Here is an 18,534-nt window from a genome sequence, read left to right on the forward strand (position 1 = left end):
TTTTAAAGTATTATTTATTTTAAAATATACCTTTTAGTATATTTTAAGTTGAAAAAATTACTTTAGATACAGTTCTAATTCGTTTTTAAGACTTTTAATTAATTCTGTCATTGGTTTAGAAGTCTCCAGTGTTCTACAAAGAATAATTCCTCCTTCAACAGCTGCCATTAGTTTAAAAGCAAAAATAATTGGATTAAGTTTTTCTGAAAATTCATTATTATCTATCCCATCTTGTAAAATTTTTGCTAACCCTTCTTGTCCAGCTCTCAAAGTTGCAGCAACTTTCTTTTTAATAATAGGAAAATTATCATCAGCCTCTACTGCAGTATTAAAAATTGGACAACCTCCAGCAATAAATGTATCAATAGGATTTTTATAAAAATCAAGATAAAGAAAAAGCTTCTCTTTAGCTGTTTTCCCCTGAGAAACAACAATCATCATTTTGGCTGTCATTTTATTTAAAGAATAATCAATAACCTGCTCAGACAAATCATCTTTACCATTAAAATGACCATAAAGACAACCTTTTGTAAGTTTAGTTGCTTCCAAAACATCATCTATACTCACACCTGATATTCCTTTTTCGTTATAAAGAGGAACAGCTGTTTCTAATATAAAGTTTTTTGTTTTTTCTGCTTTAGTTAACATTACTTTTTTTTGACTCTGCAAATATACTAAAAAGTTTATTTAACAAACAAATAAAATATACCAAAAAGTATATTTTATAAAAAAAATATAATCGCGCTTGAATATATTCAGTTTTTCTGATTGCTAAAATATTTTCAGCTAGCTTTAACGTTTATATATTTTCTTAAGTAGTACATTTATATAAAAATATCAATAAACGAAAATAAAATTTACATAAACAATTGTAAAACAAAAGAAAGAAAAAGAAACCAAAGAAAAGTTTATTTATTTGCCGATACAGAAAGTTTCTCTCTACTGTTTATGGAATGTTACAAATATTTAGTATACAATTTGTAAAAATTCATTATCTCGTCGTAAGAATTTCATAGGATTCTCTGTTAGGTTTTAAATATATAAAATCATAAACAACTTCTTCCCAATCATTATTTTTAACTTTTAAATAAAAATCTTTAAACTCAAATTTCAAAGGAGTCTTATCTTCATCTACATCATTTAAAATTAGTTTCTCAAAATTTTCTTCATTACCAAAAATATCCTTTATTGTATTTATATGAATTTTTCCAACATTATCATCCATTCCTCTCTCAATAATAGATTTCAGAAAAAATTCAATATTATTTTCATTGGATAATAGATTAATGATTTTTTCTTTTGCTTCATCATAAACAGTAAAAACTTTAAATCTTTCCTCATAACTAAGTTTTTTACAGAATTTAAATAAAGTCCAAAAACTGTTATCTAAAACATTAGTTTCATCTAAATATTTCAATAGATATGATTTTAAAATATTGTTTATTTCCTCCATATCTAAAATAAATTCCAATTCTTCTCTGTATAAATTTGAATTTATTGCATAAAGAATTTGCGTTTCATATACATAAGGATATATAGCATTGTTAAAAATATTTTTAATAAATTCTTTTAACTTATCTTCAGATTCATATAAACTGATGATTTTGGTTTCTCCTTTAGGATATTGGATTATATATCTTAATCTTTGAAAATCAAAACCAATTTTTTGATTTTGATTAATTTGGGAATTGGTATTTGCTAATTGAAATATAGATTTTACTGTATTTTCGAATTCGACGGAATTCTTATAGTTAATACTACTTAATAAACGAAATTTTAAATCTTTCTCTCTTCCTTCATTGATCCATTCGTAAATAGTTTGTTCTCTTTCTTTCTCATTAGAATTTAATACAGCATCAAATTCTTTTTCTGATATATTTCCTTTGAATACTATTTGAGAAAAATATCTCTCAAATTTATATGAGTAAGAAATTGATAGCTTTTCATCTTTATTTTTATTTGATATTGAGAATGTAATTCCACTCTTATCATAAATTCCAAAGAGATTCAACAATAATAATTTTATCTTCTTATTCTCAATTTCTATTATATTATTTTTATTACAATATTTTTCTAATATTTCTCCTATAACTGTGTCTTCAAATTCTGTTTTTTTCTGAGAATCAACAATTGAGACATTCCTTTCTTCTCTATATTCTTCAAAAAAACTCTTTTCTTCTAATTCTCTAAAGTATAGTTTGTTTGACCTTTCTCTCAATATACTCTCTTTTTGAGAATATAATATTTTATATATATAGGGATATTTTAATTTTAATAGTTCAATGTAAAATAAGTCCGTAAAATTTATTTCCTCAAAAAAACCATCAAAATTTATAAATATAGAATTAATCAATTTCTTAATTTGTCTGATATTAGTAACCCAATTATTAAAATTATTTGATACATATCCTTCTTCATCAAAAATATCAGAGTTATCCATTCCCGTATCCAAAGCATAATCAACTCTATCCTTATAATTTTCTCCAATTTTTTTAATCAATTTTATTCTAAAAATTTCTTTAAGAATATTTCTATCAAAGTACGGAAGAGTTAATTCAGTATTTATAATTTTATCTAAATAATTAATGGAAGAATACTCATTCAAACCATTTATACTGCTAACAACATATTCTCTATCATAAGCCATAATAAAATATGTTTTTTTAAAATTTGCAGTATTCCTAATCAATTTTAATAATTGAAAGATTTCTTCATTATCTAACCTATCAATATCATCAACAAAAACAACTATTTTTTTATTCAACAGTTCTATTTTGTTGTTAATACTTTTAAATAAAGTTTCTAATGATTTTTCTCTATAAAAAATATTCTTAATCATTTTCAAAACAGAATTATCTGTTGCATTAACTAACTCATCTGAATATTGATATACCTCATTTGAAATATCATTATCTATGAGAGATTCAGATAGAGAATTAAAGAAATCTTTTATTAAAACTTTTTTATCGAATCCCATCCACGGATTAAAATCTACTATTATTTTATTAGAATCATTTTTTAATTCGTTCTTTAACATTTCTAAAATAGTGGATTTACCATTACCCCATTCACTATTTATTCCAATGGTGTAAGATGTTTCAAAACTATTTTTATCTATTATACTTTTGATTTTTTCAACAGTTTTAGAAAACAAACCATCCAATTCATCATCTTTACTATTCTTAACAGGTGAATCTTCTTCCAACTTATTTTCATCCTGAGATTTTCCTCTAAAAAAATATTTTAAATAAGTTCCCATGTATACTAAAACACTCGGAAAAATCACATCAAAATATACTATATCAGAAAATAATTCAAAACTTAAAAATTCGTAGTGATTATTTATAAACCTTTGGTAGTAATAAAATCCACCAATTAACAATAAAAGAAGTGTTGTCCTTTTATTTGGAATTAATTTTATTGTTATTAAAGTGGTAATTATCAAAAATCCTACAATTAAAGAATCTAATAAATATGTAGATTTCACTTCACTTATTTTAGATTTCTCAATTATAAAATCAATCGATGATTCCAAAAAAGGTGTTAATATTATTATCGAAATAATACTTAATAAAATAAAAAAAATGTGCTTAACTGATATGTGTTTTAACATTTGTATTATATCAAATTTTCTTCTAAATATTCTAAAACTTCATAAGTTATTCTTCTAACCTCTATATATTCATCGCTACCTTTTTCAGCAAAAGGAAGTTCTTCACATCTTTTATAGAATTCTTTTAATTCATTCTTTTGTTCAGTGTTTTTCACCAAAGGGATTATATTTCTCAATAACGTTGATAATTTGTTATGTAGATGATTACTCATCAAATCATCAGCAGATTTCAATTCTTTGTAATAATCTTCAATTTTCATACTAATTATTTCCAACAAATTTAACAAAAAAAGTCCTCTTAACACAGAGGACTTATTAACAACTATCGAAGAATCAATAGATTCTACAATTTTATTTTTTTTAATGAATACAAACTCATATTTATATTTAAAATTGATTTTTGAAGATGTTCTACATTTGAAATCATTAGTTTTTCATATTTTCTTTCTCCCATTCTAATATTGATTCAGGATAATCCTGATCTTCTCCAAACTTAAATATTCTTTCTTCAACTCTATATCCGATATACAATTTATCTTTATCAAAATCTATTACAATATCAAAATTTGTTCTATCACAGTTATGAGCTTCACAACCCCACGATTCTAAAATATTATTTTCAACTGCCCACGTTTTTACCATATAGTTATATTTTTCATTTCCTATTAAATTTACCAAACGTTTCTTTAAAATCACGTTTTTCAAAAAATGAACTTCACCAGGATATTTACCATCGTATTTCTTTAATACATCAAGTGAGCTAACTTCTGTTTTGGTATTTTTCTCATTTTCCAAAGTTTTATTTTTAACATTTCCATTTGGTTTACTCTCCCATTTCATCAAACTGAAAACAATCATACCTTTTTGTAAATTCGGTTGTGTTTTGAAAATATTTACTTGTAAATCTTTTTCATCTGATACAGAAGTAAAGATACCTAAGTAATCATTTGTTTTTGATTCATCAATTTTATAATTAGAATCGTTTCCAATATCATTTACTATGAACTGTCCTCTCATCAAAGTATCATTCCAACTAAAATATTTCAACTGATTCCCATTAAATATTGTAGTAACCACAAAAATATAAGTAGAATTTTTCTTTATATAAGTACTATTTCCCAACTTATCTTTTGATTTAAACTGATAACCAGAATCCTTAATTTTAAATTCTACTTCTTGTTTTGTTAAGTTAAAGAAATTTTCAATATTAGAAAAATTTCCAAATTCCTGAGAAAAAAGAAAACAAACTTTTAAAATCAAAAGTGTAGAGAATATTTTTATTTTCATAATTTAAAGTGTTTTGCTACTTAATTTTTTGAAAAATTATCTGTTCATTGAGCTTTAAATCTCCGTTCTCTAAGGCAGTTAATACTCGAGTTACACCATTTTTTTCTTCATATTCTATTCTATCAGGATATTGTGTGCATTTTAATTTAGAAATTCCTGCTACTGAATTATTTATAGTGATTTCACTTCCATTGATTTCACAATTAACCTCAACAAAAAATAGTTTTGTTTGGTATTTACCATCGTGGTAATGATTTCCTTTGGAATTACAACTTAGTATTGTAAGAGTTACAACCAATAAAAAAAGTAGTTTCTTCATCTCTAATTAATCTATTGGTTCAAATTATTATCTCCCGAAATCAATACATATCGAAGTTTTCCTAATGTTGGAACTTTCGTTACTAAATCTCCATCAACAACAGTGAAAATCATCTTACCATTTTCAACATCAACCCTATCATTGTATTGTTTACAGTTCAAAATTCTGTCTGTGTATTTTATCTTATTTCCGTTGATAATCAAATCAGTTTTTGAATTAACACTTACTCCAAACATCTGAATGTTCATAGAATACGAACCATCGTGTTGATGGTTTTCTGAGTTACAACTAAGAATAGTAACTCCTACCACTGCTAAGTATAAAATTTTTCTCATAGTTAAATTATTTAAGTTTTCAATTTTATAAATCTTTTCTCAACAATCCTTACGGAAAACCTTATTCTATATGTGTGTAAAAACAAAAAAAGGCTTGAGACGTTAAACTCTACCTGTCTTTGAGGGAGTCGAAACCCTTATCCACAAAGTAAAGCAACGCTCAAGCCATAGACTTGAACATTTGCTAAACTTTTCCCTGTGGATATTGTAAATTTCGACTTTTTCAAAGACAGAAATCAGTTCGCTAATGTTGAGTATTTTAAATATTATTTATTCGATATTTTTCTTTTTTATTTGTTAGTGTAAAGATATTATTTTGTTCACTATTTTCCAACTCTCAATGAGATATTATTCTGTTTTGTAAATTGATTCCAAAGTTGTAATCATTCCCAAGATATACATTTCTTTATCTCTTTCGGTTTTCAGTTGATTCAACACATTCTTATATTTTTGTGAAAATGTGGAATCCAGTTTTGAAGAAAATTTTTCAAAAATAGAAATCTCTGATGAAATTCTTTTTTGTTCAATTTTCTCCGATTTTTTAATATGGTCAAATCTATATCCATATTTTCCAAAAATATCCTTTTTTTCTAAATAACCGTTTTCTATTGCTAATTCGATTTCGTTTCCATCAAAATCTTCATCACTAAAATGAATTATACAATAGTCGATTACTGTTTGTTTATCCATTCCGTAACCACAACAATTTTTACCCAATAAGTAGATGTAATTATTTCTATTCCTATTGTGAAATTTTGTTACCTTATTTGTAAAATCTATCGCAAATTGAATTTCATTTAAGAATTTAGTTTCAAAAATCTTTTCGTGTGATTCTTCATTTGAAAAATTTTCTCCTAAAGTTCCAAATTCAAGAATTTCTGAACTTTCATTATGATAAATATTAGGGTCATAAGAATAAAAACACAAACGATTGACTTCACAAGTGGTTTCATCAAATTTTACGTTCAAAATAGATTCATAATATTTCAACAACTTTTTGTAAAGTTCGGTGTGTTTTTCAGAATCTTTATTATCAGTTACCACAATAATTTTCATCCCATTTCCTGATGGAGATCGAAAAACTGCTCTAACAAATGGATTCTTTATTGTTTTATTAAAAAGCTCCTGATATTCTTCCTCACTTTTAATACCATCAATATCTAATACCATCCAACCATTGTAAATTTGCAAATGTTCCGATTTTCTACCACTATTTGAGTATTTACCTCCAATAATGAACGCAGGAAGATGACTTTTCCAATTCTTATAATAAAAAGTTTTACCATTTTTTTGAAGTTCTTTTCTTAATTTACCGATTTTTCCTTTAATTCTATACCCTGTTCTGATTTTTTCGATAATTTCTTTTTCAGAAACTTCTATACTACTTGAAGTAAAAGAATTTTTGTATTCGTTAAACATTAAATCTTCCATTTCTTCGAAATTTTAAAATTTAACATTGCGGCTACCTCTCGGGATTGTTCTACACTGCTTCTTCGTTTTGATAATAGATATTCATCTAAATCTGACATTTCAAAGTGGAATCTTCCATCTTTGTAAGATGCGATTTCACCTTTTCCTGCTTTTCTTCTCAAAGTTATTACGCTTATACCCAAATATAGTGCAGCTTCTCTTGAATTGAGTTTTCTCTTTTTTAAGAAATCTAAAGTTTCTTTGTTTGAATTTTCTACCATAATTCTATGTATTAATGTTAATTATGGCTCAATTTTCAAAAACCTCTCTCGGATATAAATTGAAAAACCCGAGATACATCTCGGGTCAAATTATACAACAACTATTTATTATATTCTACTATATTTTTTATGTTTGGATTTAAAGAATGTCCATCTCTTATTTTCTTCAATGGATTTTTTAATGATTTACCAACGTCTTCAACAATATTACTATCTTTTTTAAAACAGAAACAATTACCCAATGTGATTCTAAACTGTCTTTCATCGGCATAATCTGGTTTTACTAATAATTCTACTAAAGTTAAGATTGATAACCATCTACTACTAACTTTCTTCCATACAATCGGTTTAACATCTTTAAATTTTGTTTCTCTGAAAATATTAATGAAATCTATAGAATCCATCTCATTAATAAATTCTTTTTTTACCAATTCATTAAAAATCTTTTCTAATTCTGTATCAGAAAAATCACTATAATAACTTTGATTACTTTTTAACTTGTACCTCGGTAATTCTTCTAAATCACGTTTTTTAGACTTCAAAAAGGAGAGATATTGATAACTTCCATACAACAAACCGATTCCTATTGCTGTAGCAAATATATTTTCAATTTTATCTTTATCTTTTAAATTAAAGAAACTTACATCAATAGTTAAATCTCCAAAATAGTTTGAATAATCGTTTAATTTTCTGTTTAAACCATAGTTTCCAACAGTACTTTTGATGTTTTCTTCTACACGTTCAATTTCTTTGTTGATATTTTCCAAATTTGGAAATTTCCTATCATAATCTGATTTATAATCATCATAGATGTAAATAGAAATTTCATCTTTCTTATTCTTTAATTTTTCATATACCCATTTTGAAGTATATTTTAAATATTTTTCGATTTGATTTCTTTCAGGATATACATTAACACGAGCTTTCGTAATTCTACCCTCAAAAGAAATCAAGTGTTCTATCAAAGGAGATTGTTTATATTTCTCCCAAACTTCTAATTTTTCTTTATAAGTAGTTTTTACTCCGTATAATTCATCATTAATTTTTAATATTGAATCTTTATCTAAACTTTCTTCGTCTTCAATTAACAAATTGTAAATCTGTTTTATGTTATCAAAATCAACAATTACATCATCTACTCTTTGAGAATCATATGAAGAAGGTATTAGCATTTGAAAAAGTAAATCCTCATCATCAATCAACTTACCTGTTTCATCATAATAATCCATTAATTCCTATTTTCTACAAATATAAATCAGGAATTTTAGATACAGCATCTATCTTCTTTTTATCAATCACTTTTGTATAGATTTCTGTAGTTTTCAGATTTCGATGTCCTAATAATTTACTAACTGTATAAATGTCGGTACCCATCGTTAATTGTAGTGTAGCAAAAGTATGTCGTGAACTGTGGTAAGTGATGTGTTTATCGATTCCAGCTTCTTTTACCCATTTATGTATTTTTTTGTTGTTTGGGGCACTATACTTTAAATTCTCAAACAATGAAATATCATCAGCTTTCTTCTCTCCAAGAAGTTTAACCGCCTGCTCATTTATCGGTAGGTTTTCTACTCCTTTGGTCTTCTGTTGTATATATTTTAGAATCCAACCATTCTCAGAGTCATAAAACAAATCTCTCCATTTCAAATTTTCAACATCGCAAAACCTTACTCCCGTCAAACAGCTGAAAATAAAAGCATCTTTCATTATTGGTAGTTCACATTCGGTTTTTACTAACATTTTTAATTCTTCCAAAGTGAGATATTCTCTGTTGGTTTCTTTCTCCTTTATCGTTTTTACTCTCACTACTGGATTATCCGAAATCATTTTACTTCTATGAGCCTCTTTTAACGCAGTTCTTACTTTATTAAAGTATGATAACGCCGTATTCTGTGACAATCTTCCTCCGTTATTAGAGATTTTTTCTTTCAAAAGATATTCTTTAAAATTCTCCAAAAATATTTCATCTATTTTGGAAATCTGAATATCTACTCCTTTACAAAAAATAGTTAGATGTTTCAAAGTACTAAACCAATTTCCGTGAGTTCCCTTTGAATCATATTTCTTTTCAACCAATTCATTAAAGTAGTTCAGAAATCCAATCTTACCACTTAAATTACTTACAAATCCGTGTTTTCTCGAATTAAACTCTAATACCTTTTGAGCTTTTATAGATTCAGCAAGTTGTAATGTTTCTTTGTTGTGGTCTTTCTCAATTATCGTTTTCGGTTTATCGTAGATATAAAGTTTCAAAAATTCATAACTCCTTTTTTGAGTTAAACTATCGTGGAACATCAAAAACAAACTATTCATTTTTACTCTTCCTTTTTCAATACTTTTTTTACTGAGTTTCCCCTCTCTGGTTTTTAAATAAACTTTCATTTTTCTTAGGTTTTGTTACTAATTGTGGTGTAACATTCCCCCTAACTCGCTTCGGAGACAACAGTAAACGTGTGGTATTAACCTAATTACATTGTTTCAGAATTTCTAAGTTTACTTTCTCTATGTGAAACTAACCACATTCTTACAGCGGTTAAATAGTGGTAGTCTGTATCAGTTGTTTACCTAATTTTTAAACAAAAAAATCCAAACATTTCTGTTCGGATTCTCTTTACTCATTAAAACTTCGACTCCCTCAATTGTAAAGTGGTGTAAAGTTCTACCTTTAATTTTGAAAATACAACTACTGTTTTTAAAAAGTTCTACATCGTAAATTTTCTTTCATTACAAATTCATCAACTTTGATATTAAAATCATTCTAACATCCTTTTCTGTTTGTCCTATAATATCATTTGATACTATCATCTTTGTAATATTTTGAAAATCAACTACAAAATTTCAAACCTCACAGCAGAAATCTCCTCTTCGGTTTGAAATTTTCTCCTTAATTTTCAGTTCGTTTTTTGAAATTTTTGAAATTTTCGAATTTTTCGGTTAATTTTCTTTATATATCCTCTTAATTTATTACTGTTTTAACTGATTTTTCCTCTACTACTACTACTACTACTACTAAAAATATCCTCTTTATAAATATCCTTTTATATTATATATAATATATATACTTATATAAAATATTTATATTCAATGGTATATAAGTATATAGGAACCAACAAAATTCTAACAAAAAGGAAATAAGAAACAACTCCTATTAAGAAAATAACACTCAAAACACCATTTACGATTTTAAAGAAGTTACAACAATTTTAATTCGTTTCTCTGTGTAATTCCATTGAAAATTGTTTAAATCCGATTTTTGAATTTATTACAACGTAAATTTTGAATATTTGATGATTAATCTCAGCGGAAATTATTCAAATCTGATTTCAAAAGAAAATGTTTCTTACCAACACGGATTGTTTTCAATTCTCCATTCTTAATGAGTTTTCTGATTGTAGATTCAGAGATATTCATAAGTAAACAAACTTCTTTTATTGTGAGATATGTTTTCTTCTGAACATCTTCAATAGAAACTACTTTCAGTTGTTTCAGTTTTAGCTCCGTTTGAAATTCTTTTTTTGATTTTTGGAGTTTCTCCTCTTTAACTTTCTTCTTATAATCCTTTTGATTACATCTGTGAGAACAATATTTTGTGGAGAATGTTTTAGCGATGAATTTCTCTTTACAGAAGATACAAATCTTCTCAATCCTAATGTTACTGCTCATTTGATACTTTCCAATTTTCTTTATGTTAATAATCTCTCTCAGTATTTAGCGGTATTTACGTGTATCTACGATTATTTACCGTTTAAATTTTTCTTAGAGTATCCTAAAATTCATTTTTTTAGAGATTAAAAACAACGGAGTATCACATTTAGTAGTATAAAATATGTCAACAAATGTCAGAAAATGTCAATTAACACTTTCAGATTTTCCATTATTAATGCGGGTTGTATAGTAGAAATATAGTACTTAGAAAACAGCGATTACTTTCCGATACAGTATTTAAAGAAGTGTTTATTAATGGTGGTTTATACAATACAAGGTGTACAAAAGTGGTACAGAATTAAGATGCTGCAACATCTTTTTTTTCTACTTTTCCGCACGAATCTCGTCACATTAAACAGCTGTAAACCAATATTTTACAATATTCTACAATAAATTTTAAAATACATTTGTACTACTTCTGTACACCTCCAACCTTGTAAATAACTGTAAATCAAATAACTAATATTTCCCGAATGCCACAGTGATCTTTGATACATTTCGCCAGTACACCTCAATTTTCATCTATTTTTAGGACGAAAATAATTTCTAATTCTAACGTTTAAAGCTCAAATTTTATATTAAAATGTTTTAATTAATCTACTTATTAATTCTCTGTTGGATTTACTAACTCCAAAATCTTTTGATAGGTTTGTCCATTTACTTAGTGTGGAAGCTGTCTGCTTAATAACATTCTCTATGAATTCTTTTGAAAGATGAGCTTCTATACCCAATTTTGAAAGATGTTTTAAGGTTATATTTCTACCCTCACCCAATACCATAGTACTTTGTTCGCCACCAGGCCCGTTTGAAAAGGTAAGGTCATAAGCTGGAGATAATTTCCATTCGCCCAATTCATTCATCAAAAACGAAAAATTCTTTGCATGGTCATCTTGATTATGTGCCATGACATTGAAAACGGCTAATCGAAACATTTTTTCCACCTCTCGAATATCTTTCGTTAAATAACTTGTCAAAGACAATAAATCTTCATAATCAAGAGAAGGAAATCTAAAATTACTGTGAATTAATCCACTAACAGTGTGCATGTGAAGGCGTTTATTTCCTTCTCTGTCAAAACGTTTTACTGCAAAATAACCATTTCCTTTTTGTGATGAAAATAAATGAACTTTTGGCATTGCAATTCCTGCTTCTGTAGCCATTAAAGCATATATATATTCAATCGCACCAGAATCATTGCCATCTTGTGAGTTTTGAAATTTTACTATCCAAGGTTCAAAACCATCTCTTAACTGATGAGCTCCATACGAAATATTTTTTCTTTCTTTATCTACGCCAATCAACGCTTTTGGCCTTGCTCCAGCTGAAGAACCATTCAATGCCAAAAGTTCTGCAATAACTTCATCAGACCCTCCTTCTAAAACTTCTTTTGTTTGCAAAGCCAACACATCTAAATCTATCATTTCATTATTAGCGTCAGGACTTTGGTCTGGCTCATAAACCAATGCACCCAAACCTTGTAAACCAACATAAGCCAAACGATCGAGAGGAGTAACTTCTGATGGTAAAATACCTTCAGTACGAAGCATACGGTCAAAAAGCAATCTTCCCCAACCATCGGGTAAACTATCATTAAATACACCTGCTAAACCTTCAAAATGGTTTACAGGAAACTCTATTAAACCTCGTTTTAAAGGAAGTTTAATAGGTGAAATTTCTATTCCTGTTTGCAAAAAATCATTGTCATACTCAAAATAGATAATGCCATTCCGAATTGCCAAACGTCCAACAGATTGAACACCAGTGCCAAAATCCAATCCTACTTTTATTTCTTTAATCGCTGTTTTCATTTTTTCCTGCCCCTTTTTTTGGTGATTTCTGCCTCTGTTTTTAAGACTTCGTCAATTGATTTAAAATTAGGTTTGCTAGGTTTTAAAGCGTTGATAACTTCCTCTAAACCGCCAATTACGGAAAGTAATTTTAAAAACGATTCTAAAGAAATACTTCCTTTTTGTTCAAATTTCCTCAATGTGGACAAAGACACACCTGATCTCTCTGCTAAACCTTCTTGCGTAAGATCCATTTGTAACCTTCTTTCACGAATATTTTCAGCTAATTTTTTTTGCGCTTTTGAAGATGAAATAAATAACATAATAGTAATATTTAAGTGTATTTATTTGCGATAAATAACATTATTATATTACAAATATACTAAAAACAATTAACATTAAGCTAGGTTAATTCAACTATAAATATTAAAGATTTTCTTAAAAATTAAAGACTTGAATTCAGTAAAGTAGTAGACAATAATTCTATTTATTTTTTTCAACTCAGAAATAGTGCTATAATAAAAAATTTGTTACAAAATGATTTCGTCTAATTTTTAACATCAATTTTAATCAACAAGCAATATATTAGGAATTCACAATTTTTCCTAAAATAATAAAAAAAACTTCCATAATGTCAATTGACTATTTCAAATTCGATATAGATTTGGAGTTGACTCTCTGATTATTCACGAATATTTTCATATAAAACAGATATCTCATCAACACTAGCATAACTTAATGTACAGAGAAAATCACTTTATAGCTGGCTATGGGCGCACCAACATAGTTATAACCACTGATTGCCTCAATAGTCCAAAGTGAAATTTTCTACTAAGAATTGAACATCTTCATATGATATTGAGTTTTTCAAATCTTAAACTAGTAAAGTCTTGAAACTATCAAGCCATAGATTGGCTTTTCTATTTTAAATCTTTTTTATAAAGCTTGGGATCTTAGCATTGTTAATTAGATTAAGAACTTGTCTTCAGCAAAGAAAAAAACAATAGAAACATTTACATTATACAATGCTTACTAAATTATTTCATAAAATTCAATTGTAAGCATAAATATGCTTCTTTTACCTTCTCATTACATAAGATTTTAGTTTATCTTCAAAAGAGATTAAATTGCTTTTTCTTTCAATTATTCCTAATTGTAATGCAATAAATAATTCAGAGTTTTCAACCTTTCTCTCTTCCATATAGTCTTTATTTTTATTAATCTTCAATTGCATTTCCTTTTCTTCTTGGTACTTAGAAACCAATTCCTCTCGAACATTAGGCAACTCATCCAATTTTTCATCCAATTCTTCAATCTTATTTTCAGTTACTTTTTTTTGATATTCAATCTCAGAAACATTTACTCCTTTTTGCAATAAATAATCAATCTCCTCTTGCACTTTTTCTTTTGCTAAATCAATTGACTTTTTATAGAATTGCAATTGATTTCCCCAATATTGTGAATTATCTCCTTCCTCATTAGAATAGCCTAGAATTCTGTTATAATTATTCTGAGCTTTGATAACTTCTTCTTGTACTTTTAAAAAATTCTGATGTTTTCTTAAAACAAATGCAATATCAGCAAGGTGTTTATTTTTCTCGCTTTCAATTCTCTTCTTCATCAACTCAATTTCAATATTTGCTCTAGTTTCTGGATTAGTAATGATTGCTGTTTTTAACTCTTGAGTGCTAATGTCAGAAATATCCAAAACATCTGCACCTTTTTTCATTGCTTCCAAATATCTTGCTTGTTTAGATTGCAGTTTTTGAAGCATAAATACATCAATACTGTCATTAGTCAGCATAAAATTGATTCGAACATTTTCGTTTTTGTTTCCTTGTCTCCACGCTCGTCCTTCAACTTGTCGCAACGAAGTGAAATTATATGGCAACGAAAGCATATAAATATCAGTTGTATTTTCCTGAAGATTCATTCCTTCCTGAATAGCTTCACTTCCAATAACTACCTTTATTTTTCCAATATTAAAATCATTTTGAATAGCAATTCTTTGATTTTTATTTGTTGCTCCTGTAATAATTCCAATTTCTTCAGGTTTAAAACCAATTTCTTGAATAAGATATTCTTTGAGTTTTGGAAATTCAGCAACTGCCAATTCAGAATAAATAATTTGTCCAGACTTTGGAATATCTTTTTTATTCTGTTGAATTAAATCCATCGTTTGTTTCAATTTCGATGAATTTTCAATAAACTCTTTAACCGAAGGATTTCCGTCATTATAATAAGGCGATAAATATGGAGAAATTGCAATTAGACGAGCATTAAGAATATGAGTAAGGATTGCTCCTTTCTGAGTTTCATTAAAGCTCTCACTAAGCAAATCGTATTGCTCTTTCGTTAAATCATTTTGCTCAATTTTATATTCTTTATTGATTTTGTTAGGGCGTTTCAGTTCTGGATTGTCTTCTTCTCCTTTAATATCAATAAATTCAGACAAAAGTTGTTGAAAGAGAGAATTATTTTTAAATCTTCTAACGTTGGCTTTAAATTTCACATCACCTTTTGCATCAATCTCCATATCATTATCTGCCTCCATAAAGGTTTCAAAGAAAGTATTCACATTGAAATACCCCGATTCTTCTAAACGCTTGTTAGCAATAAGTGATAGTATTGAATAATATTCTAGGGGTTTATTGGTAAATGGAGTTGCAGATAGTGAGGGAAAACCACTCTCTCTTTAAATCTCTTTATTTATCGACATTTTCTGAAATCAGGTTTCAGCTACTCACCGAATGACTCACTTTGAAAATGCAGGTTTTTGATTCGTTTTATTATGACAAATTTACTCAAATTAATTTAACTTAAACATCTTCAAATAAAAATTTTTAGTTTCAGAAATTTCTCTTAAATTATTTAAAATTAATTTGTAACTTGCTTCAAGGCTGTTTATAATCGTATTTGATTGGTAGTCAATGCAATATACTAATCTCTAGTTATTTGAGCAACCTTTTTTATAATGCACTACGAGTGACTAATATAATTTTTTGTAGAATTTATTAAAAATATTTAATTTTTTCAAATTATAAGTTTAGATCTAATAGAGACTTTCACATAAATAAATAAAATATGTATGTTGAGATTTCTCTAAATGAAAATACCTCTCATTTAGGAATATTAAAATCATCAAAAAAGGCTGTTCTCAATTTTTTTGAGACAGCCTCTTGTTTTTCTGTTACTAGAAAAATAATACAAACTTCATTAAATATAAGTAAAAAACAGATTATAAAACTTAATCTTTTTTAATAATTATTTTAATTCAACATTATTCTGTTATTTTCAACATTTACATCTTTTTCATATCATGCCCAGCCATTGGATCAGCCCCGTTTTTAAAGATATATTCGCTATTGAGCAAATAAACACCCGAGGTTACCACAACATCGCCCTCTACTAAACCTGAAAGTATTTCTATTTTACCTCCGGTTTCCAATCCTGTTTTCACCATTTTATTTTTAAATTTTCCTTTGGAAACCTGCACCCAGATATTAGCTGATTTCCCGTCTCGCAGTACGGCATCTGTGGGAAGGAAAAACCCTGATTGTTTTGATTGTTGAAATAAAATATATGCTGGCATACCGGGTCTCAGCATATTGTTTTTGTTGGGTATTGAAATACGCACAAGATTGATTCTTGTAGAAGGATCTACCTCTGGGTTAATAAATGAAATATGCCCTTCAATCGCTATATTTCCCATATCAGGGATCTTTACTACCACTTTACTATCAGGTGCAATAGCTGACATCTGACTGATATATACCTGCGCTTCTGCCCATAAGGTTGATAAACTGGCCAGATTCAATATAGGAGAACCTTCCATTGCATATCCGCCTTCCACCACATCTACCGATACGATATATCCTGATGCCGGACTGTAATAGGTCGTTAAAGACTGGCTTTTTTTACTTTGTGCAAGCTCCTTTATCTGGCTTTCCGTCATGCCCCATAACAGCAATTTATTTTTAGCACTTTCTACCAATTGTTGCAAATTAACTACTGTGACTGCCCCATTTTCAAAGGTTTTTGCTCGTTCTAAGGCATGGATATATTCTTGCTTGGCGTTATTTAATTCTTCGCTGTAAATAGCAAAAACAGGAGCTCCTTTCTGAACGAATTCTCCATTATTTTTATAATATAACTTTTCAATACGTCCCATCACTCGTGCACTGATGGCAATTTTTTTATCCTGATCGAAATTTAAAATTCCGGTGGTTATAAGCTGATCTGCTAAATTCCCATTTTTCACTGTGTCAGTATGTATATTGCCCAGCTGTATCTGCTGGTCACTTAACTGTAATATATCTTTCTCATTGTTATCTTTTTTTACAGCAACCAGATCCATATGGCATATCGGACATTTACCAGGTTTGTTTGCAACAATCTGTGGATGCATAGAACAGGTGTAATAAGTGCTTCCTGCTTCCATATTTGCCATATCATGTCCGTACTCGTCATGTTTTTTCTGTTTGCAGGAAACAACGATCAACAGCGCTGTCAATATAATAATTAAATTTTTCATTCGATATAATTTTGAATTAATTATTCACTTTAATAAAACTTTCACTATCCATGAGATACTGAGCATTTTCGGCAATTTGATCATTGCCATCTAATCCGCTTATAATCTCTACCATTTGATCATTAGCAATACCTATCTGAATTTTTTTAGCTTCAAAAGTGCCCTCATGCTTCACAAATACAATTTTGTCTAACCCAAGCGACAGTACCGAGGTCGAGGGTATCCAATCGGCAAGCTTCATTTCACTCGCAAAAGAAGCTTCCACTTGTGAACCTATCGGGAGCTTATACTGTGCATTATTGAAATAGACACGTACCGTGACCGTTTTGGTTCCGTTTTGGTAAAAAGGTTCTATAAAATTTATTTTACCTTCAATCATTTTGCTTTTTGCTACATCCGGAACGATATTTACCAGTTGTCCTACCTTAATTAGCTTCATGTCCTGCGGATATATATTGAGTACTACCCAGGCTTTTGAGGGGTCATACACATTGAAAACAGTTTGTCCTTTTTGGACATACATTCCTTCTTTTACGGAGAGTTCAGCCGTTTGCTGCGAAACATTACTCATAGCCGAAGTAGCTTCTCTCGGCATTCCTCCCTGCACATCTTTGATATATCCGTTATAATTGCTAAATACAGAAATACTAAAATCAGGTTTTCCTTTTTTGATGACCTCCTGTAATTGCTGACCAGACATACCAAGTAACAATAGCTTTTGCTTAGCCGAGGAAATCATCATTTCGTTAGAAGGGTCATTTCTTAATACCATCAGCAGATTTTCCTGAGCGGTTAAGATTTCGGGACTGTAAATATCCATTATACGCTGTCCTTTTTTTACCTGTTGATAACGGCTTCTGACATACAGTTTTTCTATCCTTCCTGATATGTTAGCGGATACGCTTCCCATCTGCCGTGTGTCATAAGAAACCGCACCCAGTGCTTTCAATGTGAGGGGTAAATATTTATGTATAGTCTTTACGGTAGGAATGGAAGAAATAGCAAATTCATTGGTAGGTTTTAACAAGGCAGACAATGCCGTATCTTTTATAGCTTGCTTTTCTTTACCATCTTCTTTTGGTACCAGTTTCATCCCGCAAATAGGGCAATTGCCTGGCGCATCTTTAATAATTTGTGGATGCATGGGACAGGTGTAACTTTCTTTGATCTCTGTATGTCCCTTGTGCTTATCTGCTTCGTTTTTGCATGCCACAAAAAATACGGACAGGCTAAACAATAATATTATAATCTTAAGATTCATAA

General features: G+C 28.5%; 15 protein-coding genes and 1 pseudogene. All 16 read right to left on the reverse strand.

Annotated features, from left to right (window positions below; all coding sequences use genetic code 11):
* Positions 1–57: 57 nt before the first annotated feature.
* Positions 58–648 carry a TetR/AcrR family transcriptional regulator gene (locus QM746_RS10775; protein WP_414984229.1) on the reverse strand — a complete coding sequence of 197 codons (591 nt, stop codon included), beginning with the start codon at positions 646–648 and terminating at the stop codon, positions 58–60.
* Between the two features lie 343 nt (positions 649–991).
* Positions 992–3,613 (reverse strand): P-loop NTPase fold protein, encoded by a 2,622-nt coding sequence (locus tag QM746_RS10780; RefSeq protein ID WP_414984230.1) that lies wholly within the window; start codon positions 3,611–3,613, stop codon positions 992–994.
* Between the two features lie 5 nt (positions 3,614–3,618).
* A complete protein-coding gene (locus QM746_RS10785; protein ID WP_414984231.1) occupies positions 3,619–3,873 on the reverse strand; it encodes a hypothetical protein in 255 nt (84 codons plus the stop codon).
* A 166-nt stretch (positions 3,874–4,039) separates the two neighbouring features.
* Positions 4,040–4,900, reverse strand: coding sequence for a hypothetical protein (locus tag QM746_RS10790; protein ID WP_414984232.1), 861 nt, complete (start codon positions 4,898–4,900; stop codon positions 4,040–4,042).
* A 16-nt stretch (positions 4,901–4,916) separates the two neighbouring features.
* Entirely contained in the window at positions 4,917–5,219 is a 303-nt protein-coding gene (locus tag QM746_RS10795; protein WP_414984233.1) for a hypothetical protein, read from the reverse strand.
* Positions 5,220–5,230: 11 nt separating this feature from the next.
* Complete coding sequence (locus QM746_RS10800) at positions 5,231–5,554, reverse strand: hypothetical protein (protein WP_414984234.1); 324 nt, start codon at positions 5,552–5,554, stop codon at positions 5,231–5,233.
* A gap of 348 nt (positions 5,555–5,902) precedes the next feature.
* Positions 5,903–6,985 carry a BT4734/BF3469 family protein gene (locus QM746_RS10805; protein ID WP_414984235.1) on the reverse strand — a complete coding sequence of 361 codons (1,083 nt, stop codon included), beginning with the start codon at positions 6,983–6,985 and terminating at the stop codon, positions 5,903–5,905.
* The gene (locus tag QM746_RS10810) at positions 6,973–7,245 is read right to left on the reverse strand and encodes a helix-turn-helix domain-containing protein (protein WP_414984236.1); all 273 of its coding nucleotides are present in this window, start codon (positions 7,243–7,245) and stop codon (positions 6,973–6,975) included. Before QM746_RS10810 ends, QM746_RS10805 begins: the two co-directional genes overlap by 13 nt.
* 101 nt (positions 7,246–7,346) lie before the next feature.
* Complete coding sequence (locus QM746_RS10815; RefSeq protein WP_414984237.1) at positions 7,347–8,474, reverse strand: hypothetical protein; 1,128 nt, start codon at positions 8,472–8,474, stop codon at positions 7,347–7,349.
* Between the two features lie 13 nt (positions 8,475–8,487).
* Positions 8,488–9,627, reverse strand: a complete 1,140-nt coding sequence (locus QM746_RS10820; RefSeq protein WP_414984238.1) for a tyrosine-type recombinase/integrase — start codon at positions 9,625–9,627, stop codon at positions 8,488–8,490.
* A gap of 915 nt (positions 9,628–10,542) precedes the next feature.
* The gene (locus QM746_RS10825) at positions 10,543–10,908 is read right to left on the reverse strand and encodes a helix-turn-helix domain-containing protein (RefSeq protein WP_414984239.1); all 366 of its coding nucleotides are present in this window, start codon (positions 10,906–10,908) and stop codon (positions 10,543–10,545) included.
* Between the two features lie 620 nt (positions 10,909–11,528).
* Entirely contained in the window at positions 11,529–12,758 is a 1,230-nt protein-coding gene (locus QM746_RS10830) for a type II toxin-antitoxin system HipA family toxin (RefSeq protein WP_414984240.1), read from the reverse strand.
* A complete protein-coding gene (locus QM746_RS10835) occupies positions 12,755–13,060 on the reverse strand; it encodes a helix-turn-helix domain-containing protein (protein ID WP_414984241.1) in 306 nt (101 codons plus the stop codon). The genes QM746_RS10830 and QM746_RS10835 overlap by 4 nt, the downstream gene beginning before the upstream one ends.
* Before the next feature lie 842 nt (positions 13,061–13,902).
* Positions 13,903–15,411, reverse strand: a pseudogene (locus QM746_RS10840) (helicase-related protein); the annotation flags it as partial.
* Between the two features lie 627 nt (positions 15,412–16,038).
* On the reverse strand, positions 16,039–17,271 hold the full coding sequence (locus QM746_RS10845) for an efflux RND transporter periplasmic adaptor subunit (protein ID WP_414984242.1): 1,233 nt from the start codon (positions 17,269–17,271) through the stop codon (positions 16,039–16,041).
* A gap of 16 nt (positions 17,272–17,287) precedes the next feature.
* The gene (locus QM746_RS10850; RefSeq protein ID WP_414984243.1) at positions 17,288–18,532 is read right to left on the reverse strand and encodes an efflux RND transporter periplasmic adaptor subunit; all 1,245 of its coding nucleotides are present in this window, start codon (positions 18,530–18,532) and stop codon (positions 17,288–17,290) included.
* Between the last annotated feature and the right edge of the window lie 2 nt (positions 18,533–18,534).

The sequence above is a fragment of the Cloacibacterium sp. genome, assembly GCF_047601505.1.
In the GTDB taxonomy this organism is placed as follows: domain Bacteria; phylum Bacteroidota; class Bacteroidia; order Flavobacteriales; family Weeksellaceae; genus Cloacibacterium.